Annotated in this window: 19 protein-coding genes; 13 read left to right on the plus strand and 6 right to left on the minus strand. The window is 72.4% G+C overall.

What is annotated here, in order from left to right; genetic code table 11:
- Positions 1 to 74 precede the first annotated feature (74 nt).
- The 4 genes from RBJ77_RS12600 to RBJ77_RS12615 all read left to right on the plus strand — a co-directional run bounded on the left by RBJ77_RS12600 (position 75) and on the right by RBJ77_RS12615 (position 7,101).
- Complete coding sequence (locus RBJ77_RS12600) at positions 75 to 1,760, plus strand: serine/threonine-protein kinase (protein ID WP_372345063.1); 1,686 nt, start codon at positions 75 to 77, stop codon at positions 1,758 to 1,760.
- An 82-nt stretch (positions 1,761 to 1,842) separates the two neighbouring features.
- Positions 1,843 to 3,501, plus strand: coding sequence for a serine/threonine-protein kinase (locus RBJ77_RS12605; protein ID WP_372345115.1), 1,659 nt, complete (start codon positions 1,843 to 1,845; stop codon positions 3,499 to 3,501).
- A gap of 135 nt (positions 3,502 to 3,636) precedes the next feature.
- Positions 3,637 to 5,253, plus strand: a complete 1,617-nt coding sequence (locus RBJ77_RS12610; protein ID WP_372345064.1) for a succinic semialdehyde dehydrogenase — start codon at positions 3,637 to 3,639, stop codon at positions 5,251 to 5,253.
- Between the two features lie 63 nt (positions 5,254 to 5,316).
- Positions 5,317 to 7,101: a GMC oxidoreductase gene (locus tag RBJ77_RS12615; RefSeq protein WP_372345065.1), complete on the plus strand. Its 1,785-nt coding sequence runs from the start codon at positions 5,317 to 5,319 to the stop codon at positions 7,099 to 7,101.
- An 82-nt stretch (positions 7,102 to 7,183) separates the two neighbouring features.
- Here the strand turns inward: RBJ77_RS12615 and RBJ77_RS12620 are convergent, their stop codons facing one another.
- Positions 7,184 to 8,185 (minus strand): hypothetical protein, encoded by a 1,002-nt coding sequence (locus RBJ77_RS12620; protein ID WP_372345066.1) that lies wholly within the window; start codon positions 8,183 to 8,185, stop codon positions 7,184 to 7,186.
- Positions 8,186 to 8,475: 290 nt separating this feature from the next.
- On the opposite strand from RBJ77_RS12620, the gene RBJ77_RS12625 reads away from it, so the two are divergent.
- The gene (locus RBJ77_RS12625; RefSeq protein ID WP_372345067.1) at positions 8,476 to 9,207 is read left to right on the plus strand and encodes a hypothetical protein; all 732 of its coding nucleotides are present in this window, start codon (positions 8,476 to 8,478) and stop codon (positions 9,205 to 9,207) included.
- 519 nt (positions 9,208 to 9,726) lie between these two features.
- Here the strand turns inward: RBJ77_RS12625 and RBJ77_RS12630 are convergent.
- A complete protein-coding gene (locus RBJ77_RS12630; protein ID WP_372345068.1) occupies positions 9,727 to 10,032 on the minus strand; it encodes a chorismate mutase in 306 nt (101 codons plus the stop codon).
- Positions 10,033 to 10,534: 502 nt separating this feature from the next.
- Between RBJ77_RS12630 and guaA the strand changes: the two genes are divergently transcribed.
- A complete protein-coding gene (gene guaA / locus RBJ77_RS12635; protein WP_255975352.1) occupies positions 10,535 to 12,115 on the plus strand; it encodes a glutamine-hydrolyzing GMP synthase in 1,581 nt (526 codons plus the stop codon).
- Between the two features lie 72 nt (positions 12,116 to 12,187).
- Here the strand turns inward: guaA and RBJ77_RS12640 are convergent, their stop codons facing one another.
- Complete coding sequence (locus RBJ77_RS12640; protein ID WP_372345069.1) at positions 12,188 to 12,676, minus strand: pyridoxamine 5'-phosphate oxidase family protein; 489 nt, start codon at positions 12,674 to 12,676, stop codon at positions 12,188 to 12,190.
- 127 nt (positions 12,677 to 12,803) lie between these two features.
- Between RBJ77_RS12640 and RBJ77_RS12645 the strand changes: the two genes are divergently transcribed.
- Complete coding sequence (locus RBJ77_RS12645) at positions 12,804 to 13,607, plus strand: class II aldolase/adducin family protein (RefSeq protein ID WP_372345070.1); 804 nt, start codon at positions 12,804 to 12,806, stop codon at positions 13,605 to 13,607.
- 159 nt (positions 13,608 to 13,766) lie between these two features.
- On the opposite strand, the gene RBJ77_RS12650 is transcribed toward RBJ77_RS12645, so the two are convergent.
- Complete coding sequence (locus RBJ77_RS12650; RefSeq protein ID WP_372345071.1) at positions 13,767 to 14,636, minus strand: DUF4429 domain-containing protein; 870 nt, start codon at positions 14,634 to 14,636, stop codon at positions 13,767 to 13,769.
- Positions 14,637 to 14,803: 167 nt separating this feature from the next.
- On the opposite strand from RBJ77_RS12650, the gene RBJ77_RS12655 reads away from it, so the two are divergent.
- Together RBJ77_RS12655 and RBJ77_RS12660 are read left to right on the plus strand one after the other, a co-directional pair.
- Positions 14,804 to 16,075 (plus strand): hypothetical protein, encoded by a 1,272-nt coding sequence (locus RBJ77_RS12655; protein WP_372345072.1) that lies wholly within the window; start codon positions 14,804 to 14,806, stop codon positions 16,073 to 16,075.
- Positions 16,076 to 16,156: 81 nt separating this feature from the next.
- The gene (locus RBJ77_RS12660; RefSeq protein WP_372345073.1) at positions 16,157 to 16,684 is read left to right on the plus strand and encodes a DoxX family protein; all 528 of its coding nucleotides are present in this window, start codon (positions 16,157 to 16,159) and stop codon (positions 16,682 to 16,684) included.
- Between the two features lie 305 nt (positions 16,685 to 16,989).
- Here RBJ77_RS12660 and RBJ77_RS12665 read toward each other — a convergent pair whose 3' ends face one another.
- A complete protein-coding gene (locus tag RBJ77_RS12665) occupies positions 16,990 to 17,193 on the minus strand; it encodes a hypothetical protein (protein ID WP_372345074.1) in 204 nt (67 codons plus the stop codon).
- The gene (locus tag RBJ77_RS12670) at positions 17,183 to 18,487 is read right to left on the minus strand and encodes a PspC domain-containing protein (RefSeq protein WP_372345075.1); all 1,305 of its coding nucleotides are present in this window, start codon (positions 18,485 to 18,487) and stop codon (positions 17,183 to 17,185) included. Before RBJ77_RS12670 ends, RBJ77_RS12665 begins: the two co-directional genes overlap by 11 nt.
- Before the next feature lie 182 nt (positions 18,488 to 18,669).
- Between RBJ77_RS12670 and RBJ77_RS12675 the strand changes: the two genes are divergently transcribed.
- The 4 genes from RBJ77_RS12675 to RBJ77_RS12690 all read left to right on the plus strand — a co-directional run bounded on the left by RBJ77_RS12675 (position 18,670) and on the right by RBJ77_RS12690 (position 22,192).
- Positions 18,670 to 19,971, plus strand: coding sequence for a PspC domain-containing protein (locus RBJ77_RS12675; protein WP_372345076.1), 1,302 nt, complete (start codon positions 18,670 to 18,672; stop codon positions 19,969 to 19,971).
- On the plus strand, positions 19,968 to 20,669 hold the full coding sequence (locus tag RBJ77_RS12680) for a LuxR C-terminal-related transcriptional regulator (protein ID WP_372345077.1): 702 nt from the start codon (positions 19,968 to 19,970) through the stop codon (positions 20,667 to 20,669). Before RBJ77_RS12675 ends, RBJ77_RS12680 begins: the two co-directional genes overlap by 4 nt.
- 81 nt (positions 20,670 to 20,750) lie before the next feature.
- Entirely contained in the window at positions 20,751 to 21,401 is a 651-nt protein-coding gene (locus RBJ77_RS12685; protein ID WP_372345078.1) for a LysE family translocator, read from the plus strand.
- Positions 21,398 to 22,192 (plus strand): phosphotransferase, encoded by a 795-nt coding sequence (locus RBJ77_RS12690; protein WP_372345079.1) that lies wholly within the window; start codon positions 21,398 to 21,400, stop codon positions 22,190 to 22,192. Before RBJ77_RS12685 ends, RBJ77_RS12690 begins: the two co-directional genes overlap by 4 nt.
- The last annotated feature ends 2 nt before the right edge of the window (positions 22,193 to 22,194 follow it).

Genomic DNA, 22,194 nt, shown 5'->3' on the forward strand with positions numbered 1-22,194 from the left:
GGGACGCATCAGCGCGGTCACAAGTCCGTGACCCGAGTGGATCCAGGGGTGTCCCGCACGGTACTCATGGAGGCATGAGTAACCACGGGGGAGCCGGATACGGCCCGAACGAACCGACGAGCTTCGGTCTGCAGCCGCCGCAGCCGCAGCAGCCGTATGCGGGAAACCCGTACGCCCAGCCCACCCCGCCCGCGCAGGCCGCCCCGCAGCCCGCGCAGGCCGTGCCGCCGCAGTCGCCGCCGCAGTCGTCTTCGCCTTCGCCTTCGCAGGACGAGCCGGGCACGGGACGGCTCGTCGCCGGGCGTTACCGGTTGCTGAGCAAGCTCGGGCACGGCGGCATGGGCACCGTATGGCGGGCCAAGGACGAGACGGTGGACCGCGAGGTCGCGGTGAAGGAGCCGCGGCTCCCCGACCACCTGCCGGAGCGCGAGCGGGCGAACGCCTTCGAGCGGATGCGGCGCGAGGCGCGCGCGGCGGCCCGGCTCGACCACCCGGCCGTGGTGAACGTGCACGACGTCGCCGTCGAGGACGGCCGGCCGTGGATCGTCATGGAGTTCGTGCAGGGCCGCTCCCTCGGCGGCGCGCTCCAGGAGGGCACGCTCGGCGTGCGGGACGCCGCCCGGATCGGTCTGGAGGTGCTCGGCGCGCTGGAGGCCGCGCACGCCGCCGGCATCCTGCACCGCGACGTGAAGCCGGACAACGTGCTGCTCGGCCGGCACGACCGGGTGGTCCTCACCGACTTCGGCATCGCCCAGATCGAGGGCGAGACCAATCTGACGGACACCGGCGGCTTCGTCGGCTCGCCCGAATTCATCGCGCCCGAGCGGGTGTTGGGCCAGCGCCCCGGACCGGCCTCGGACCTGTGGTCGCTCGGTGTCGTGCTGTACGCGGCGACCGAGGGCGTCTCGCCGTTCCGCCGCAGCAACACGCCCGCCACGCTCCAGTCCGTCCTGAACGCGACGCCGGCCGCGCCCGCCTCCGCGCAGGGCCCCCTCGCCGACGCCATCAACGGGCTGCTGCAGAAGGACCCGGCCCACCGTCCGAACGCGGCGCAGGTCCGCGCCCTGCTGGAGCGCGCCGCCGAGCCGCCGGCCCCACAGCCCACACAGGTCGTGCGGATCGGCCCGGCGCAGGGCGGTCTCCGGCTCGGCCGCAAGGCGCTCGTCGGGATCGGGGCGGGGGTCGTCGCGGTGGCGGTCGCCGCGTATCTGGTGCTCGCGGACCCGTTCGCGGGGCCGCTGCCGGACGGCTGGAAGCAGCACGCCGAGAAGAACCTCGGGGTCACGGTGGCGGTGCCGGAGGACTATCAGGTCGGCCGGCCCACCGACACCGACACCGACAAGAACTGGGTGAAGTACACCGACTGGAGCGGCAGCGTGTGGGTGGGTGTGAACCTGTCGCGCAAGAAGGACGACACGCTGAACCAGATCAAGGGCTCCGCGCGCGCCCAGATGTACGACGACGACACCAAGTTCAAGAGCGACGGCTCCATCGAGCTCGACATGCCCGACGGCGCGAGGACCAGGCCGGACGACGACGCCAAGTACCAGGACCAGGACGCCGCGCAGAACACCGTCTCGTACGACACGGACGACAGCGACAACCCGCGGCCGCGCGAGATCCGGTTCTTCTACTACAAGAACAAGGACGGCGACATGTACCGCGTCACCATCAGCTATCCGGGCAAGGGTGACTTCACCGAGCGCGGGCGCGAGGTCGCCGACGACGTCATCGCCAACCTGGACATCAAGAACCTCTGAGGTGGACGGCAACGGGGGAACAGGAGTGGGCCGTCTCGTGGGCGGCCGGTACCGGCTCGTCGAGCGGATCGGGTCCGGCGGCATGGGCACCGTGTGGCGTGCCGACGACGAACTCGTCGGCCGGGAGGTCGCGGTCAAGGAACCGCGGCTGCCCGGCGACCCGCACGGCGAGGCGCAGCTGCGCGCCTACGCGAGGCTGCAGCGCGAGGCCAGGGCCGCGGCCCGCGTCGAGCACCCGTCGGCCGTGGCGATCCACGACGTCGTGGTGGAGGACCGGCTGCCGTGGATCGTCATGGAGCTGGTGCGCGGCGAGTCGCTGCACGAGGCGCTGAAGCGCGGGCCGCTGCCGCCGCCTGAGGCGGCCCGGATCGGGCTCGCCGTGCTCGGCGCGCTGCGCGCCGCGCACGCGAAGGGCATCGTGCACCGCGACGTGAAACCGGCGAACGTGCTGCTCGGCCCGCACGGCCGGGTCGTGCTCACCGACTTCGGCATCGCGCACATCCAGGGCGAGGAGTCGCTCACGGTGAGCGGCGAGTTCGTCGGCTCCCTGGAGTGCATCGCGCCGGAGCGGATGTCGGGGGACGGCGCCGGGCCGGCGAGCGATCTGTGGTCGCTGGGTGTGCTGCTGTACGCGGCGGTGGAGGGCTGGTCCCCGTTCCGCCGCACGACGCTGGAGTCGACGCTCGCGGCGATCCTGTCCGTCGATCCGCCGCCGGCCGAACGGGCCGGTGCGCTGGGCCCGTTGGTCGGCCGGCTGCTGGTGAAGGACCCGGCGGGGCGGCCCGATCCGGCGGCGGTCGAGGCGGGGCTCGCGGCGGCTGCCGAGGGGCGTCCGCTGCCGGAGCCGTTCGGCGAGGTCGCGGCCCAGGACCCGGCGGCGCTGCGGGAGCTGGGCGACGACGTGGGCACCGTGCGGCTCGCCGCGCCCGAGCGCGAGGTCCTCGTCGGGGAGGCCGCGGCCACCGGCCGGAGGACCACGCCGGACGCCTCGCGGGAGGCCGCGCCGGACACCACGCCCGGCACCTCGCCGGAGGCCACGCCGGACACCCGGGCGGCCGGTCCCGGCGGGAAGGGGCGCGGGCGCCGCTCCACCGCCACCCTGGTCGTCGCCGCCCTTGTCGGTGCCGTCCTGGTCGGCGGCGGGGTCTGGCTCGGCACGTCGCTCGGCACCGGGGGCGACGACAGCGCGACGTGGTCGGAGGGCACGGGCGGGGAGCTGCAGGAGGCGTCGGTGCTGCCCGAGGAGCCGGAGAACTCCAGCACGCCCGGTAAGGAGAAGGGCTGGACCGTCCGCAAGGAGTCCGCCGTCCGGGCCGTGGTCGCGGTCCCCGACGAGCTCACGGACGTCTACCACGACCCGTCCGACGACGGCGTCCAGTACTCCGACCCCAAGAGCGACGTGACGCTGAGCCTGAAGCGCTGGGCGGCCGTCGACGGCGGGTCGTCGGCGTTCGCGTGGGCCACCGGCGCCGGCGACTCCTATGCGGACAAGGGGTGCAGCGACATCCGCAAGAACGTCACGCGCACCAGCTTCCACGGCAAGGACGCCGCCCAGCTCGACATCACCTATCTGGACGCGGACGGCAGCAGCCGGATGCGCGAGATGCGGCTGTACGTCGTCGACGGGACGGGCCGCTACGACCTCGGGGTGATCATGCCCAAGGGCGTGGCGCGGTACGAGAAGCAGGGCACCGACACCTTCAAGGGCGCCCGCGACCGGCTCGAACTCGAAAAGAGTTGACCGGCCCGACCGGCGCGGGCAAAGCCGCTGATCAGCGGCTTTGCTGCCAGCGATCACTGGCGCGGTGTGTGGACGCGGTGAAAGCCGATTACCGGTGGGTACCGAAAGCGTCGGCTTCGGCATACCCTCCCCCACATGACGGAGTCGCAGGCCATCACCGAGAAGACCGGAACCAACCCGACCGCGGCAGCCCCCGAGGGTGCGCGCACGGCCGCCGACGTGGTCACGCCCGAGCTGGTCGCCCAGCTCACCCGGGGCGTGGTCGGCTCGGGACGGACCGCGAACCACACGCCGTTCACCGGTGAGAAGCTGGCCGATCTGCCCGAGTCGACGCCCGAGGACGTGGCCGTCGCCTTCGAGCGGGCCCGTGCCGCCCAGGAGGTCTGGGCGAAGACGCCGGTGCGCAAGCGTGCCGCGGTGCTGCTGCGCTTCCACGACCTGGTGCTCGCCCGCCAGGCCGAGGTGCTCGACCTGATCCAGCTGGAGACCGGCAAGGCCCGGCTGCACGCGCACGAAGAGGTGCAGGCCGTCGCCGTCGCCGCCCGGCACTACGGCCGCAAGGCCCCGTCGTACCTGAAGCCCAAGCGGCACACCGGCGCGGTCCCGACGCTCACCAAGGTGACCGAGCTGCGCCAGCCGCGCGGCGTGATCGGCCAGATCGCCCCCTGGAACTACCCGTTCGAACTGTCGGTGGGCGACGCGCTCCCGGCCTTCGTCGCGGGCAACGCGGTCGTCATGAAGCCGGACACCGAGACCTGTCTGACGGCGCTGTGGGCGCGCGACCTGCTGATCGAGGCGGGGCTCCCGGCCGAGGTCTTCCAGGTCGTCCTCGGCGAAGGCCCGGTCGTGGGACCTGAGTTGGTCAAGCACGGCGACTACGTGTCGTTCACCGGCTCCACCCGCACCGGCCGCGAGGTCGCGCAGGGCGCGGCGGCCCGCCTCGTCGGCGTCTCCCTCGAACTCGGCGGCAAGAACGCCATGCTGGTCCTCCAGGACGCCGACGTGGAGAAGGCCGCGGCCGGCGCCGTGCGCGCCTGCTTCTCGTCCGCGGGCCAGCTGTGCATCTCCATCGAGCGGCTCTACGTCCACGAGTCCGTCGCCGACGACTTCCTGGAGCGGTTCGCCGCCCGCACCAAGGCGATGCGGCTCGGCAAGTCCCTCGCGTACGGCGCCGACATGGGCTCGCTCGTCGGCGAGCGGCAGCTGGAGACCGTGACGCGGCACGTCGACGAGGCCGTCGCCAAGGGCGCCACGCTCGTCGCGGGCGGCGTCGCGCGCCCCGACATCGGCCCGTACTTCTTCGAGCCGACCATCCTCGACGGCGTCCAGGCGCCGATGTCGGTCTGCGCCGAGGAGACCTTCGGCCCGGTCGTCTCCGTCTACCGCTTCACGGACGAGGACGAGGTGATCTCGCTCGCCAACGCCACGCCGTACGGCCTGAACTCGTCGGTCTGGACGAAGGACGCCAAGCGCGGCCACGAGGTCGCGGCCCGGCTGCGCACCGGCACCGTGAACATCAACGAGGGCTACGCCCCCGCGTACGGCAGCGTCCAGTCGCCGATGGGCGGCATGAAGGACTCGGGCCTCGGCCGCCGGCACGGCTCCGAGGGCATCCTCAAGTACACCGAGGCGCAGACCGTCGCCCACCAGCGGGTGATGCCGATGGCGCCGTCGTTCGGCATGGACGACGAGAAGTACGCCGCGTTCATGACCCGCAGCCTGGGCGTGATGAAGAAGTTCCGGCTGAAGTAGCCGAAGCGGCCGGGGTGGCTGAACCAGCGGTAGGCGTAGGGCTGTTCAAGGGAGAACGCACACGTGACGCAAGACGGCTATGACTACGACGTGGTGGTGGTCGGTTCGGGCTTCGGCGGAGCCGTCTCCGCCCTGCGCCTGACCGAGAAGGGCTACCGCGTAGGGGTGCTGGAGGCGGGCCGCAGGTTCGCGCCCGGCACGCTGCCCAAGAACTCCTGGGACCTGAAGAACTACCTCTGGGCGCCGAAGCTCGGGATGTACGGCATCCAGCGCATCCACCTCCTGGGCAACGTCATGGTCCTGGCGGGAGCCGGTGTCGGCGGCGGTTCGCTGAACTACGCCAACACCCTCTACGTACCGCCGAAGCCGTTCTTCGACGACCCGCAGTGGGCGCACATCACCGACTGGCAGGACGAGCTGCGGCCGTACTACGACCAGGCGCAGCGCATGCTCGGCGTCCGGCTCAACCCGACGATGACCCCGGCCGACGTGCACCTGAAGGCGGCCGCCCAGACCATGGGCATCGGCGACACCTTCCACATGGCGCCGGTCGGGGTGTTCTTCGGCGACGGCGAGGACGCCGACGGCACGGCGAAGGCCGGACCGGGCCAGCAGGTCGACGACCCGTACTTCGGCGGCGCGGGCCCGGCCCGCAAGGCGTGCACCGAGTGCGGCGAGTGCATGACGGGCTGCCGGCACGGCGCGAAGAACACCCTCAACGAGAACTACCTGTACCTCGCCGAGAAGGCGGGCGCCGTCGTCCACCCGATGACGAGCGTGGTCTCCGTGACGGACGACTCGCAGGGCGGCTACGCCGTCGCGACGCTCCCGACCGACGACAGGAAGAAGGGCGCGGGCCGCACCTTCACGGCCCGCAAGGTCGTCATCGCGGCCGGTACGTACGGCACGCAGACCCTGCTGCACAAGATGAAGGCGGGCGGCCAACTCCCGCACCTGTCCGGCAGGTTGGGCGCGCTGACCCGCACCAACTCGGAGGCCCTGGTGGGCGCCCAGACCACCGACCGGCGCTACCGCAAGAAGCACGGCGCGCAGGCCGACTTCACCAAGGGCGTCGCGATCACGTCCTCGATCCACCCGGACGAGAACACCCACATCGAGCCGGTCCGCTACGGCAAGGGCTCGAACGCGATGGGCGGCATGTCGATCCTTCAAGTGCCGTACGCGGAGGGTTCGTCGAGGTTCGCGGGCTGGCTGGCGAACGCGGTCAAGCACCCCACGCAGCTGGCGCGTTCGCTCTCCAACCGCCGCTGGTCGGAGAAGACCATCATCGGTCTCGTCATGCAGTCGCTCGACAACTCGCTGACGACGTACCTGAAGCCGGACGGCGTCGGCAAGGGCCTGCTGACCGCCGAGCAGGGCCACGGCGCGCCCAACCCGAAGCAGATCAAGGCGGCCACCGACGGCGCGTCCGCGATCGCCGCCGAGATCAACGGCTTCGCCGGGTCGAACGTCGGCGAGCTGATGGGCACGCCGCTGACCGCGCACTTCCTCGGCGGCTGCCCGATCGGCGACTCCGCCGAGACCGGCGTCATCGACCCCTACCACCGGGTCCACGGCCACCCCGGCATCTCCGTCGTGGACGGCTCGGCCGTCTCCGCGAACCTCGGCGTGAACCCGTCGCTCACCATCACGGCGCAGGCCGAGCGGGCGATGTCGTACTGGCCGAACAAGGGCGAGGAGGACCCCCGCCCGGAGCCCGGCGCGGCCTACGTGCGGCTCGCCGCGGTCGAACCGAAGAGCCCCGCGGTGCCCGCGGACGCGTTCGGCGCGCTGCGGCTGCCGTTCCTCGGGATGCCTGCGGTGCCGCCCAAGGAGCAGCTCACGTAAGGGAGTTGCCGCCCGGACCGGACACGAAAGGACCCGCACCCCCCTCCGAGTGCGGGTCCTTCCACATGCGTACGGGCGCTGGTTACGCCTCGGTGCTCACCTTGCGGCGACGCACGGAGTAGACGACACCGGCACCGGCGACGACGGCGATGCCGCCGACGAGGCCGACGGTCGGCAGCATCGAGTTGGAACCGGTCGCCGCCAGGCTTCCGTCGACGGTCGGCGTGGTCGCCTTGTCGGCCGGCTTGGTCGTGACCGGGACCTTGCCGCCTTCCTGCGGCTTGGTGCCGTCGGTGTCCGTGCCGGCGCCGACGATCTGGAACTTGTACGCCACCTCGCCGTAGCCGGTGCACTCCGCGTCGGCGTCGCCGTAGATGCTGGCGCCGAGGGAGAAGCCCGCGCCGACCGGGGCGGCGGACGTGACGTTGACGCGCAGCGGGATGTTGACCTCGTAGTCGGGCTCGAGGGTGTCGGTGTAACCGACGTAACCCACGGCGTACCCGTCCTCGCTGACGTCCTGCCAGGTCTTGCTCTCCGGGTCGTACGCCTGGAGGCTGACCTTCTTGCTCGCGAACAGGTCCTCGCCGGCGGCGTCGGACGAGGCGCCCGCGAAGAAGCCCAGGTCGCTCAGGGTGGAGTCGGAGTTGTTGGCGATGTTCAGGGAGAACTTGTGCCAGCCGCTGCCGCGGGCGATCTTGCCGGGCAGACCGGTGATGCTGACGTCGACCTTCGAGTCCTCGCACTCGTCGATCGGGCCGTCCGTCGGCTCGTCGGTGGGCTCGTCCGTCTCGGACGCGCTCGGCGACGCCGGCGTCGACGCGGGCGCGGAGGCGGACGGCGTCGTGGTCACCGAGGCGCTCGCCGACGGCTCGTCGGTCTTCGGCGGGGTCGCGGCGGGCGAGGACTCGCTCGGCGACGTCTCGGGCGTCTCGGCCGGGGACGACGTCTCGGACGCCGACGGGGACGTCTCGACCGTCGTGTTCGTCGTGTCGACGTCCGCGAACGCGGCCGGTGCGGAAAGGAGCGCGATCGGGGCTATGGCGGCCGTCGCGGCCGCCGTCACCAGTGCGCGGCGAAGCTTCATCAAGACCTCGATGGTTACGGAGTTGGAGGCCGCCGCGGTGGCGGTCGCGGGTGTGGCCGTTGGTTCTGCACATGTGACCCGTGATGGCCGGGAATGGTTGTCCCCGTTCTCACACGATCTTTATGTGAACTGGATCACGTGTCCGACCGGGCAACCTTCGCGGAGATGTCCGATCGTTACGCCAAGAACCCCTCATGGAGTGGCAAAACCCGCAGCTCCCGGCTTTGATGGCGCCGCGGCGCCGACGATTGTCGTGGACGCGCCCGGGGACACATGAGGTGGGGAAGAACGTGAAGACAGGTCTGGGGCGTGCGCTGGCCGGAGTCTGCGTGGCGGTGGCGCTCGCCGCGACGGCGGCCTGCGGCGGCGGCGGGGACGCGGCCGACAACACGAGCGACGGGAAGAACGGCGACGCCAAGCCCGCGGCGAAGCCGGCCCTGAAGCCGCTCACCGAAGCGGAGTTGACCGAGGCGGCCGTCACCAAGGCGGACGTGCCGGGCTACCGCGTCGGCAAGACGCCCGACGAGGAGATCCCGGAGGTGAGCGTGGCCGCGAAGCCCGCTTCCTGCCAGGCGATCGCCGACATGTTCCTGCTCGGCACCGAGCCGGACGCCACCGCCCGGGTGTCCCGCTCGCTGGGCAACCTCAAGCAGACGGACGCCACGGTGATCCGTGCGGCGCTCCTCGCGCACCAGGAGGCGGACACCAAGAAGATCTTCGCCGACCTGCGCGAGCAGAGCGAGACCTGCAAGGGCTTCGAGCACACGACCTACCAGTACACGGCCGTGAAGCCGCAGAAGGCGCCCGATCTCGGCGACGAGTCGCTCGCGTACACGATGACCGGCGACATCGACGGCACCAAGATGCCGATGTCGTACACGGTCGTGCGCAGCGGTTCGACGCTGGTCGTCTTCTACGCCGCGAACATGCTGGAGCCGAAGAAGGTCGAGGTGCCGGCCTCGGTCATGGAGGCACAGGTCGCCAAGGTGGAGAAGGTCACGAAGGCGGCGAAGAAGGCGTAACGCACCGCCGTCACCGCACGCGCCGAGGGCCCCGCAGGACGGATCTGCGGGGCCCTCGCCTGTTCGGCTCCGACGTCAGGGCGGTGTCGGGCCGCGGAGCGGCGCCGGGGGGTCGCGCCGCTGGTTTCGTGGTCGGTTGTCAACTCGCTGGGGGAGCAGGGGACTTGAGGCGCAGACGTGGGGGTTTCCTGCGCATCGTGCTCGATGGGGTGGTGCGGGTGGTGCGGGCGGTGCGGGTGGTGCAGGCATTACGGGGGAGGGAGGCCGGCCGGCCCCGGGCGTCCCCGGGACCGACCGTTCTCTTGGGTGACCGGGCTGCTGTCCCCTGCCGTCCGGTCACTTCACTGGAGCGAGGTCCCACGACGTACGGCGTGACCGTGACGTCTCATCGCTCCAGCGGAGCCACGCGTGGTTCGGTTGGCCCGCCCCTGGCTGGCACGGACACCGGGACCAACGAAGCCCGCGCCGACCGGTCACGCGCCGTACGGGTGAGGACGGATCCGAACTGGGATACGGGCGTCAGATCCGGCCCCGGCACAGTTCGAGCAGCGTCATGGCCAGCGAGGTCCCCGGCTTGCCCAGCGCGTCCCTGAAGTGTCCGAGGACCTCCATCTCGCGCGACAGGTTCACCCGCCGCCCGCCCGACGCGATCCGCGCCTCCTGGATGACGGCGGACACGGCCATTCGTTCCTGTACGAGGCCGATGATCCGGTCGTCGAGTGCGTCGATGCGGTCGCGGGCGCCGGAGATCAGGTCGGCGGCCTCGGTGGTGCGGGCGCCGGTCTTCTCGGTGGGCGTGGTGGCGGTGGTGGCGGTGGTGGTCATGAGGGGCTCCTCGGGTGGGGTGCGGAGCCCTGGGCCGGCCCGGTCCGGGAAACGCAAGACGCCCCGGGCCTTGTCGGCCCGGGGCGCCTCGGAAGTCGCTTGTCAGTGGCTCAAGCAGCACGACCATGGCATCCGGCGGGCCGGCTGCCATAGGTAAAGACGAAGGTCGTCTGCGAGAACATGCCCCGGAGTCTACGCCTTGCCGCCGGGGGCTGTCCGGGGGGTGGGCGTCTGCGTCTGCCCGGCGGGGCTCTCGTCGCGGGGTGCGGGTGCGTGGGGCTTCTCGCGCAGTTCCCCGCGCCCCTGAGAGGCACGCCCTTCGGGCGGCCTCTCTCCTGGGGGGGAAGGCTGCGCGAAGCGCATGCCTTCTAGGGGCGCGGGGAACTGCGCGACCAGCCCCCACCGGCGCGCGGGTACCCACGGGCACGGGCCGGAGGAACGTACGACCGACCCGGTAGAATCGGCCAGACGACCCCACCGCTCAGCCGCCGGAAGGCAACCCGTGTCATCAGCGACTTCCGCTGCCGCCGCCCCCGACACCGTCCTGGTCGTCGACTTCGGTGCGCAGTACGCCCAGCTCATCGCCCGCCGCGTCCGTGAGGCCCGGGTCTACAGCGAGATCGTCCCGTCGACCATGCCGGTCGAGGAGATGCTCGCCAAGAACCCGGCGGCGATCATCCTCTCCGGCGGCCCGTCGTCGGTCTACGCGGAGGGCGCCCCGCGCCTGGACCGCGCGATCTTCGACGCCGGCGTCCCCGTCTTCGGCATGTGCTACGGCTTCCAGCTGATGGCGACGGCCCTCGGCGGCACCGTCGACGACAACGGTGCCCGCGAGTACGGCCGCACCCCGCTCGCCGTCTCCAAGGCCGACTCGACCCTCTTCGAGGGCACCCCGGCCGAGCAGTCGGTGTGGATGTCGCACGGCGACGCCTGCTCCGCCGCTCCCGAGGGCTTCACCGTCACCGCGTCCACGGACGTCGTACCGGTCGCCGCCTTCGAGAACGACGCGAAGAAGCTGTACGGCGTCCAGTACCACCCCGAGGTCATGCACTCCACGCACGGCCAGCAGGTCCTGGAGCACTTCCTGTACCGGGGCGCGGGCCTCAAGCCCGACTGGACGACCGGCAACGTGATCGAGGAGCAGGTCGCCCTCATCCGCGAGCAGGTCGGCGACAAGCGCGCCATCTGCGGCCTGTCCGGCGGCGTGGACAGCGCCGTCGCCGCCGCGCTCGTGCAGAAGGCCATCGGCTCGCAGCTGACCTGCGTGTACGTCGACCACGGTCTGATGCGCAAGGGCGAGACCGAGCAGGTCGAGAAGGACTTCGTCGCGGCCACCGGGGCGAACCTGAAGGTCGTCGACGCGAGCGAGCGGTTCCTGAAGGCGCTCGCCGGGGTCTCCGACCCGGAGACCAAGCGCAAGATCATCGGCCGCGAGTTCATCCGCGTCTTCGAGCAGGCCCAGCTGGAGATCCTCCAGGAGGACGGCCCCGAGGTCGCCTTCCTGGTCCAGGGCACGCTCTACCCGGACGTCGTCGAGTCCGGCGGCGGCACCGGCACGGCGAACATCAAGTCCCACCACAACGTGGGCGGCCTGCCCGACGACATCGAGTTCGAGCTCGTCGAGCCGCTGCGCAAGCTGTTCAAGGACGAGGTCCGGATGGTCGGCGCCGAGCTGGGCCTGCCCGACGAGATCGTCCAGCGCCAGCCGTTCCCCGGCCCGGGTCTCGGCATCCGGATCGTCGGCGAGGTCACGCGCGAGCGCCTCGACCTGCTGCGCGAGGCCGACGCCATCGCCCGCGAGGAGCTCACCGCGGCCGGCCTCGACCGCGAGATCTGGCAGTGCCCGGTCGTCCTGCTCGCGGACGTCCGCAGCGTCGGCGTCCAGGGCGACGGCCGCACGTACGGCCACCCGATCGTGCTGCGCCCCGTCTCCTCCGAGGACGCCATGACGGCGGACTGGACGCGGATGCCGTACGAGGTGCTCGCGAAGATCTCGACCCGCATCACGAACGAGGTCGCCGACGTCAACCGCGTCGTCCTCGACGTGACGAGCAAGCCGCCGGGCACCATCGAGTGGGAGTAGTCCCCACCCGCAGCCGTGTGTGAGAGTGCCGTCCGCCGTCCGGCGGGCGGCACTCGCGCGTGTGTGCCCCGGTTACGTGCGCTTCATCGTGCGCACCGCCCCGCCCGGCTTCCACACCTGCACCACCAGATACCGGTCGTCCTCGACGTACGTCCGGGTGACCTCGGTCAGCTCGGTGCGGAACAGGTGGAACGCGCCGGGGTCGGGGACCTCGACCCGCTCGGTGTAGCGGGCGATCGTCGCCGCGTCCTCGACGAGCAGCGCGCGGCCGCTGATCCGCACGTCGCCGCCGCCCATCGTCCGGCCCTCGCCCGGGTTCGCCTGGACCGCGAAGCGTGGGTCGCGGACCAGGTCCCGTGCCTTGAGCGAGTCCGGCATCATGCCGAGCCAGAACTCTCCGTCCAGGAAGCGGACCTCCAGGCCGCTGGTGCGCGGCGAACCGTCCTTGCGGAGGGTCGCCAGCACGTGGTGCGTGTGCTGCGCGAAACGGTCCTCGACCGTCTTGGCCAGGTCCGGTTCGGCGGCGGTGAAGGATGCCCAGGAAGTCCCGTTCGACGTCATGGGCCGAGTCTCGCGCGCATACCCGACATCTTCTGTCGGTTTTGCGCGGGCGATTCGCCGCCTTCTGTGCACACTCTCCACGGTCCGGATCTGTCGTCTTCGAGGCCGCGGAGGTACCTTCCGCTCCATGTCGACGCCGCCCCAGCGCCCCGCGCCCGCCCCGATACCCACCGACCAGCTGCACTTCGCGATGCCGCCGGTGCACGACTCCTTCGCCGACGAGCGGCGGCACCGCAAGGAGCGGCTCGCGGCGGCCCTGCGGATCTTCGGGCGGTTCGGGTACGAGGACGGGGTGTCCGGGCACATCACCGCCCGCGACCCGGAGTTCGAGGACTGCTACTGGGTCAATCCGTTCGGGATGCCCTTCCGGCACATCACCGTCGGCGACCTGGTCCTCGCCAACGGGGACGGGCAGGTCGTCGAGGGCCGCCACCACGTGAACCAGGCCGCGTTCACCGTGCACGCCGAGGTGCACCGGGCCCGCCCCGACCTCGTCGCCGTCGCGCACTGCCACTCCACGTACGGGCGCGCGCTGTCCGCGCTCGGGGAGCTGATCGAGCCGATCACCCAGGAGTCGTGCGCCTTCTACGAGGACCACGCGCTGCTCGACGAGTACACCGGCGTCTCCGTCGACTCCGGCGAGGGCAAGCGGATCGCCGTCGCGCTCGGCTCGTACAAGGCGCTCGTGCTGCGCAACCACGGGCTGCTGACCGTCGCGGACTCGGTGGACGCGGCGGCGTGGTGGTTCATCGCGCTGGAGCGGTGCTGTCAGGTGCAGCTCGCTGCGCGCGGGGCGGGGCGGCCCGTGCTGATCGATCGGCGGCAGGCCGTGGCCACGCGGGATCAGACCGGTGGGGATCTCGTGGCGTGGATCAACTACCAGAGCCTGTGGCAGGACATCACGCGCAGCGAGCCGGGTCTGTTGGCGTAGCGCTCCGCGTCTGCCGGGTTCGGGTGCGTCGGCGTCCGCGGGTGCGTCGTGGTTGCTCGCGCAGTTCCCCGCGCCCCTGAGATGCGCACTGCGTGCGCCATCTCCAGGGGCGCGGGGAACTGCGCGACCAGCCCCCACCGGCCCGCAGACGAGGAAGCGTCAGCGGAAGTCGCGGAGCACCACTCGCTTCGTCATGGTGAACTCCTCGTCCGTCAGTACCCCGTCACGGTGCAGCTCGCCCAGATCCCGCAGCCTGCGCAGGAGCACGTCGTGGTCGGCCCGGGACGGCCCCCCGGGGACCGGCAGCGCGTCGCGCGGCAGCGACGGGTGCGGGAGGCGGGCCGTGACCGCGGCCGCGACGAGGGCGGTGAGCAGGTCCTTGCGGGCGTTGCCCCACAGGTCGAGGGCGTACGAGTCCTTCTCCGGCGGCAGCTTGGCCAGCGGCGTCGAGCCCTTGGTGACGAAGCGCAGGAACCCGTCCTCGTAACCGGAGTTGGGCACCCAGTCGACCCCGTCGAGGTCGCCGAGCGCGATGACCCGCGGCCCCGTCGCCCGCTTCACCCGGTCCGAGGTGTCCGACCAGTCGATCCGTATCCGGCTCCCGTCGAACGACACCGTGCCGTCGCTGGAGCGCACGGAGACCGGGACCGCGGGGCCCGAGACGAGGTACGACTCGGCGGGCCCGTCCGGGAGTTGCTCCAGGAGGAGGGCCTGGCGGATCTCCTCGGCGACGTACTCGGCGACGCCCGAGCGGTCCGCGTCCACCGCGAGGCGGTAGGGGTCGGCCGTGTCCGGGAGGCGGCCGCCGGTGGCCTGGAGGAGCGGGTCGGCGGCCTCGCGCAGGGTGAGCCGGAGCCGGCCGCGCTTGCGCTCCGGTTCGTAGGCGACCCCGGCCAGGGCCGTGAGCGGCACGCTGATCTCGCCGTACGTCTGCCGCAGCAGGGCCACACTGCGGTGCAGACCGGGGGTGATACGGACCGTCGTTCCGTCGAAGGCCCAGGTTCCGTCACGCTGGATGATCTCGGCCATACGGAAATTCTCGCAGCAGGGTCAACAGTCCGGTCAATGCGGACGAAAGCCGTTCACCCTCCAGGGGTGGGCCTGTGCGCCGGAGTGTGCGCCGCGTACGGCACAATTCCCTCTCATCACACGGAAGTTGACGTCAAGAACACGATCTTGAGGGTGGGGGCCACGCGGTGGCGGTGCAGGAAGCGCGACAGGGGCAGGGCACGCACGGGGGCGGCTGCACGTGCGGCGACTGTCCGCACGGGGCGCGCCAGGGGCACCGCAGGGCGGTGGCCGAATTCCTCGCCAAACGCGACGAGTTGGCGTCCGGCGGCGGACTCCCGGCCGCCGTCGCGCACTCGGCCGGGGCGTCCCGGCAGTGGATCTCCGACGAACTCACCCAGTCCGCCCGGGCCGTCGCGGACCGGGGCCGCGAGGAGGGCGAGGCGTGGCTGGCCGGGCTGTGGCCCCGCACCCTGTACGTGGTCTGGGGCGCGACCGGCGTCCTGCTCCTCGTGCAGACGCTGACGGCGATCGGGGCGGGCTGGAGCGCCGCGCGCACCGCCGGGCTGGTCGCCGCGGTCCTGGTCGGCGGGGTGCTGACCGGCGCCGCGTATCTGCACCGGGCGCGCGGCGGCGTCCTCGCGCCGGTGATCGGCGAGGACAACCGGCTCTCGACGTCCCGCGCGGTCGCGGGCGGCGTGGTGCTGCTGACCGTGTACGCGGTCCTGGTCCTGGCCGGGGAACTCGCCGTCGCCTCCGGCCCGGCCGACCGCGACGCGCTCATCGACGCCCTCGAACTCGACCGGGGCGCGGGCCTGTTGACGGTACTCGCCGTCGTCTGCGCAGTGGCCGTCCTGGTGCGGCGCGTCGTCGCGGTCCGGGTCGTCGGGCAGCGCCTGCAGAAGGTGCGGGCGGCCCGTCCGCGCGCCGCCGACCTGCTCACCGACGACTCCGGGCGCGGCGCCTTCACCGACATCCAGTACGTCGCCGTGTGCGCGGCCGCCCTCGTGTGGGCGGCGGCCCGCCTCGCCCGCCGCCCCGACCAGCTGCCCGACCTGCCGTGGGGCCTCGCGGTCCTGGTGGCCGTGTCCGCGGCGACGTACCTCACCGGGAAGTACGCGGAGGGCGGCCGCGTCGTGATCCTCTCCGTCGTACGGGCCAGGGAGGCGGGCGACCTCGACGCGCCCATCCGCACCGGCGACGACATCGAGATCCGCGGCACCGGGTTCGTGCCGCCCGGCGCGGGCACCGCCGACCAGCTCGCCCGGGTCGCCGTGCGGATCGGCGCCGTCCACGTGCACGTGCCGCTGGTGCCGGTCCCCGGCGGCTTCACCAACCCCTCCGACACCCTGCTGACCGTGCCGGTCCCGGTCGACGTGGAGCCCGGCCGGGTCGAGGTGCAGGTGATCACGGCGACCGGCGTCGAGACGAACCGGTGCGCCGTCGACGTCGTCGACTGAACGGCTGCACGGCTGAGCCGTACGGCCCTCTCGTACGTATGGTCAGGTAAAGGGACCAGGCGCGAGAGGCGGCGGACGGCGATGGCGCACGGCATGCGGACCGACACGCACATGAGTTATGTCGACCGGGGAGGCGACTGGCGCGACACCGCCCAGCGGTTCGCGCTGCTGCCGCTGCGCGTCTTCCTCGGCGTGACCTTCATCTACGCGTCCTTCGACAAACTGACGGACAGCGCGTTCTTCAAGTCGAGCGGGGCCGGGTCGATCGGGGACCAGATGCGCGGGGTGCGCGACATCTCCGCGATCCCGGAACTCGTCGACCTGGCGCTCAAGTCTCCGACGGGGTTCGGGTACGCGATCGCCCTCGGTGAGCTGGTGGTCGGGATCGGGACGCTGCTGGGGGTGCTGGCGCGGGTCGCCGCGGTGGGTGGGGCGTTGATCTCGTTGAGTCTGTGGTTGACGGTGAGCTGGGCTACGGAGCCGTATTACCTCGGGAACGATCTGGCGTATCTGATGGCTTGGCTGCCGTTGGTGTTGGCGGGGGCGGCGGTGTGGTCGGTCGATGCGTGGTGGCGGGATCGGCGTCGTAGGTCGTCCGGCCTGATGTAGCCCACCCACACCAACGCCACGGGGCTCCGCCCCGGCCCCCGCGCCTCAAACGCCGGCGGGGCTGTCTTTCGTTCGTCTGCGGGCCGGTGGGGCTTCTCGCGCAGTTCCCCGCGCCCCTTGAGATGCGCACTGCGTGCGCCATCTCAAGGGGCGCCCCTGGAGCTGCGGCGCAGCCGCATGCTCCAGGGGCGCGGGGAACTGCGCGAGCAACCACGACGCACCCGCAGACAGCAACGCAAGACCGGCGCCCCCAGGGGCGCGGGGAACTGCGCGAGAAGCTCCCACCGGACCGCAGACGAGAACGGTCACACGGAATCGCGGCGGCGGGTGCGGAGGGAGTGGGTCACCGTGCCTACCGCCCCGGCCAGCCCCAGCCCCCCGCACACCAGCGGAATCACCACGAACCACGGCGTATCCCACGCCCCGCCCGCGTCACCGAAGTACACGACCGCCGTCACCATCAGCACGAGCCCCGCGAGCAACCGCCCGGGAGAGAAGTCATGACGCACGGGACACCTCCACCTGTCCGATACCGACCTCGACGTCCAGCTCGATCACGCCGGAGGCCTTGCTCCCGGCCGGCGCCGCGAGCGTGACCTCCTTGTTGAGGCCGGGCTGGACGTCCACGTCGTGCGACGTGTCGTCGGGCAGCCGGACGTCCCCGACGCCGACCTCCGCGTTGAGCCGCACCGTCACGTCGGCGGGCAGCACGATCTTCGCCTGACCGGCGCCCACGTCCACGGTCGTGACCACGGTCGTCCCCTCGGGCACGGTCACCCGGGAGAGGTCGAGGGTGCCGACGCCCGTGCCCAGTTCGTACTGCGGCCGCACGGCGGAGGCGCTCGCCGGGTTCCAGTCCGTGCGGGACCAGGTCGTGGTGATGTCCGCGGGCAGCGCCGCGGACCCGGCGAGCAGGCCCGCCGTGATCACCGCGAGGAAGATCGAGCCCGCGCCGGTCCGCCCGCGGAAGGCGCTGATCGCGATGCCCAGGCCGAACACCCCGAGCGCGCACGCGAGCCCGGTCTGCAGGCTGTCGCCGAGGGTGCGGTCGTCCCAGGTGAGCCCGGCGCCGAGGGTGCCCGCGACGAGCGCGCCGAGGAAGACCAGGGCGCCGATGCCGCGCGGCCTGCGCGGCTGCTCCGGCGCCGGGCCCCGCCGGCCGGCGGCGCCGTGCGCGGCGGCGTACCGCGGGGAGAGTTCCTCGCTGCCCGCCGGGCCCCAGAAGTAGCCGGTGCCGCCGACGTGCGTGCCGTCCTTCACGATCGGGTCGCGCCACCACGACCTGGCCCCGGCCACCGGCGGCGCCTGCGCCTCCGGCGGGGCGTCGGCGACGGCCTGCGCGGCGACCGGGTCGGGGTCGGCGGTGCGGCGCTGCTGCGACCAGTAGCCGGCGCCCGCGAGCAGCAGGGCGAGGACGACGGCGAAGGTGAGCGCCCCGCCGTTGTTCAGCATGGAGAGGAAGACGCCGCAGCCGACCAGGGCGGTGACGATCGCCGCGAGCCCCGGGCCGTCGACCCGGCCCGTCAGGAGCTTGCGGAACTCGTTCTCGTCCTCGTCGTCGTACGGCACGAAGAGCCACGCGAAGCCGTAGAAGATGAGTCCGACGCCGCCGGTCACGGCGAGCACCGCGAGCCCGATCCGGAAGATCACCGGGTCCATGTCGCAGTGCCGGCCGAGGCCCGCGCACACGCCGCCCAGCGTCTTGTGCCGCCGGTCCCGGCGGAAGCGGCGCAGCGGGGCGGGCGGTTCCTTGTCGGGCGCGGTGACCACCGTGTCCGCCCTGTTCGAGGGATCCTCCGTCATACGTCCATGGTGACGGGCCCGCGCCGCCCGCGGCAGCCGGGACAACCCTGGCCGAACCCTGAGATCGCCCCTGAGCCGTCGGCGGCCGGGGAGCCGGGGGACACCGGGGACCAGAAGATCAGGGGAGTATCGGGGGGCGACCCTGATGCCACGGCGTGGGCCGGCGTGTGACGATCGGTGGCATGCCGGAAGCCGCGACCGCCCCGCTCAGCGAAGACACCCGAGACCCGCGGCCGCCGCGCAAGCTCTACCGCAGCAGCGACGGACGCTGGCTGGGCGGGGTCGCGCGGGGGCTCGCCGGGCACCTCGGGCTGCCGGTGATCTGGGTGCGGCTCGTCTTCGTGGGCCTGTTCATGGCGGACGGTCTGGGGGCGCTGCTGTACGCGGCGTTCTGGTTCTTCGTGCCGCTGGGCATCGGCGGCGTCGGCACGGACCGGCCGTCGCCCGTGCTGACCACGGAGACCGCGCCCGACGGCCGGCGCCGGCTGGTCGCGCGCCGCCCCGACAAGGGGCAGATCCTCGCGCTCGTCCTGATGGTCATCGTCGCGATGATCTTCGTTCAGAACGTGAACCTCACCGGCAACACCAAGGCGTACCTGGTCCCCACCGTCCTGGTCGGCGCGGGCGTCGCCCTGGTGTGGCGGCAGGCCGACAACGCGCGGCGGGCCCGCTGGGCCGAGGTCGGCCGCCGCCGGCGCACCCTGAACCTGGCGCGGGCCGCCGCCGGCGTGCTGCTCGTCGGCGCCGGCGTCACCGGCATCTTCGTCACGCAGGGCGCCACCGAACACCTCGGCTCGATCCTCCAGGCGGCGCTCGCCGTGCTGGTCGGCATCGCGCTGCTCGCGGGCCCGTACCTGATCCGGATGACGCAGGACCTCTCCGAGGAGCGGCTGATGCGGATCCGCGCCCAGGAGCGGGCGGAGGTGGCCGCCCACGTCCACGACTCGGTGCTGCACACCCTGACCCTGATCCAGCGCAACGCGGACAACGCGGCGGAGGTGCGCCGCCTCGCCCGCGCCCAGGAGCGGGACCTGCGGGCCTGGCTCTACAAGCCGGCCGCCGCCGAGGACCCGCAGGAGCCGGAGACCGTGGCCGAGGCCGTCAAGGCCAACGCGGCGGAGGTCGAGGACAAGCACGGCGTCCCGCTGGAGGTCGTGGTCGTCGGCGACTGCCCGCTCGACGAGAAGCTGACCGCGCAGATGCAGGCCGCGAGGGAAGCGATGGTGAACGCCGCCAAGTACGGTGGCGAGGGCGGCGCGGTGCAGGTCTATGCCGAGGTGGAGGGCGACGAGGTGTTCGTGTCCGTACGGGACCGGGGCCCCGGCTTCGACCTGGACTCCATCCCCGCCGACCGGATGGGCGTAAGAGAATCGATCATCGGCCGGATGGAACGCAACGGTGGGACCGCCCGTCTCCGGGCGGTGCCCGACGGCGGCACGGAGGTCGAACTGACCATGAAGAGGGCGGAGAGGACGACGTCATGACGGAAGCCACCGAGGCGACCCAGGAGAGCGGTCCGGGGCGGCACGTGCGCGTGGTCCTGGTCGACGACCACCGCATGTTCCGTACGGGCGTCCAGGCGGAGATCGGCCGCACGGAGACCACGGGCGTCGAGGTCGTCGGGGAGGCGGCCGACGTCGACCAGGCGGTCACGGTGATCACGGCGACGCGCCCCGAGGTTGTGCTGCTCGACGTGCACCTGCCGGGCGGCGGCGGGGTCGAAGTGCTGCGGCGCAGCGCGCCGTTGATGGCGGACGCCGAGAACCCGGTCCGCTTCCTGGCCCTGTCCGTGTCGGACGCGGCGGAGGACGTCATCGGGGTCATTCGCGGGGGCGCGCGCGGCTACGTCACGAAGACGATCACCGGCACCGACCTCGTCGACTCCATCTTCCGCGTGCAGGAGGGCGACGCCGTGTTCTCGCCGCGTCTCGCGGGCTTCGTGCTCGACGCGTTCGCGTCGACGGACGCGCCGCCGGTGGACGAGGACCTGGACCGCCTCACGCAGCGCGAGCGCGAGGTGCTGCGGCTGATCGCGCGCGGGTACGCGTACAAGGAGATCGCGAAGCAGCTGTTCATCTCCGTCAAGACGGTCGAGTCGCATGTCTCGGCGGTGCTGAGGAAGCTCCAGCTGTCGAACCGGCACGAGCTGACGCGCTGGGCGACGGCCCGCCGCCTGGTGTGAGGCGCGGCGAAGTGGGGTGAGGCGAGGGGGAGTCGGGCAACCGCGTGCGCTGCCGGCCGTGGTTGTGGCTCCATGGACCCCATGATGTCCACCGATCGCCTCCTCGCCTTCGCGGCGATGTCCTTCCTCCCCATCGTCGTCCCCGGCCCCAGCGTCCTGTTCGTCGTCGGCCGCGCCCTCGCCCAGGGGCGCCGCGCCGCGCTGACGACGGTCGCGGGCAACACGCTCGGCGCCTACGTCCTGGTGGTCGCGGTCGCCCTCGGGGTCGGCTCCGTCGTGGAGCGCTCGATCGTCGTCTTCACGACCCTGAAGCTGCTCGGTGCCGCGTATCTGATCTACCTCGGAGTCAAGGCGATCCGTCAACGGGGCGCGCTCCGGGCGGCGTTCCGCGACGAGGACGCCGAAGTCGCCGACGGCGCCGGGACGTTGCGCACGCTCTGGGACGGGTTCGCGGTCGGGGTCGCGAACCCCAAGACGATCGTCTTCTTCGCGGCGGTGCTGCCCCAGTTCGTCGACCGCGGGGCGGGGCACGCCGCGCTGCAGATGCTGCTGCTCGGCCTGGTGTTCAACGCCATCGCGATCGCCTCGGACAGCGTCTGGGGCCTCGCCGCGGCCACGGCCCGCGGCTGGTTCGCCCGCTCGCCCCGGCGGCTCGCGGCGATCGGCGGGGCCGGCGGGCTCGCCATGGTCGGCCTCGGCGTGACGGTCGCCGTCACGGGGCGCAAGGAATGACCGAGGAGGTGCTGGCCGGGGGCCTGGCCAACGCCGGGGCGGTGGTGCGCAGGGGCGACGTGGTCGACCGTCCCGCCCCCGCCCCCGCGGCGGCCCTCCACGCCCACTTCAGGGCGCTGCGCGAGCGCGGCTTCGACGGGGCGCCGACCCCGCTGGGTCGCAGCGCCGACGGGAGCCGCGAGCAGCTGTCGTACGTCCCCGGCGACGTGCCCCTGCCGCCGTTCCCGGCCTGGTCGATGACGGACGAGGCGCTGCGCTCGGTCGGGCGGCTGCTGCGCCGGCTGCACGACGCGGCGCCCGACGTCCCCCAAGACGCGGACTGGTCGCGGGAGTTCGCCGATCCGGAGGGCGGCCCCGTCCTCTGCCACAACGACGTGTGCCCGGAGAACGTGGTCTTCCGCGCCGGCCGCGCCGCCGCCCTGATCGACTTCGACATGGCGGCGCCGGGACGGCCGGTCTGGGACGTGGCGATCACGGCCCGCTACTGGGCGCCGATGCTGGACCCCGCTTCCGCGGCCGCCCGCCGCTTCCCACCGGACCTGGACCCGGCCCACCGCCTGAAGGTGCTCGCCGACGCGTACGACCTGTCCCCGGCGGACCGCGCGGCCCTCCCCGCCCTCGTCGAGCAGGCCACGCAAGGGGCCCGCGCCTTCGTGGCCCGCCGCCTGGCCGAGCACGCCCCGGCGTTCACCAAGGCCCACGAGGCACGGGGCGGCTGGCCGAGCTGGGACCGCCTGCAGACGTGGCTGGCGGAGCGGCGTGGGGAGTTCGAGGCGGCGCTTCGGCGGTGATC

The sequence above is a fragment of the Streptomyces sp. KL116D genome (assembly GCF_030766975.1).
In the GTDB taxonomy this organism is placed as follows: Bacteria; Actinomycetota; Actinomycetes; order Streptomycetales; family Streptomycetaceae; genus Streptomyces; species Streptomyces longispororuber_A.

Coding starts and splice junctions, on each gene's coding strand:
- RBJ77_RS12600 (WP_372345063.1), top strand. CDS start 75: ATGAGTAACCACGGGGGAGCCGGATACGGCCCGAACGAACCGACGAGC.
- RBJ77_RS12605 (WP_372345115.1), top strand. CDS start 1,843: ATGGGCACCGTGTGGCGTGCCGACGACGAACTCGTCGGCCGGGAGGTC.
- RBJ77_RS12610 (WP_372345064.1), top strand. CDS start 3,637: ATGACGGAGTCGCAGGCCATCACCGAGAAGACCGGAACCAACCCGACC.
- RBJ77_RS12620 (WP_372345066.1), bottom strand. CDS start 8,185: ATGAAGCTTCGCCGCGCACTGGTGACGGCGGCCGCGACGGCCGCCATA.
- RBJ77_RS12630 (WP_372345068.1), bottom strand. CDS start 10,032: ATGACCACCACCGCCACCACCGCCACCACGCCCACCGAGAAGACCGGC.
- RBJ77_RS12640 (WP_372345069.1), bottom strand. CDS start 12,676: ATGACGTCGAACGGGACTTCCTGGGCATCCTTCACCGCCGCCGAACCG.
- RBJ77_RS12645 (WP_372345070.1), top strand. CDS start 12,804: ATGTCGACGCCGCCCCAGCGCCCCGCGCCCGCCCCGATACCCACCGAC.
- RBJ77_RS12650 (WP_372345071.1), bottom strand. CDS start 14,636: ATGGCCGAGATCATCCAGCGTGACGGAACCTGGGCCTTCGACGGAACG.
- RBJ77_RS12660 (WP_372345073.1), top strand. CDS start 16,157: ATGGCGCACGGCATGCGGACCGACACGCACATGAGTTATGTCGACCGG.
- RBJ77_RS12670 (WP_372345075.1), bottom strand. CDS start 18,487: ATGACGGAGGATCCCTCGAACAGGGCGGACACGGTGGTCACCGCGCCC.
- RBJ77_RS12675 (WP_372345076.1), top strand. CDS start 18,670: ATGCCGGAAGCCGCGACCGCCCCGCTCAGCGAAGACACCCGAGACCCG.
- RBJ77_RS12680 (WP_372345077.1), top strand. CDS start 19,968: ATGACGGAAGCCACCGAGGCGACCCAGGAGAGCGGTCCGGGGCGGCAC.
- RBJ77_RS12685 (WP_372345078.1), top strand. CDS start 20,751: ATGATGTCCACCGATCGCCTCCTCGCCTTCGCGGCGATGTCCTTCCTC.
- RBJ77_RS12690 (WP_372345079.1), top strand. CDS start 21,398: ATGACCGAGGAGGTGCTGGCCGGGGGCCTGGCCAACGCCGGGGCGGTG.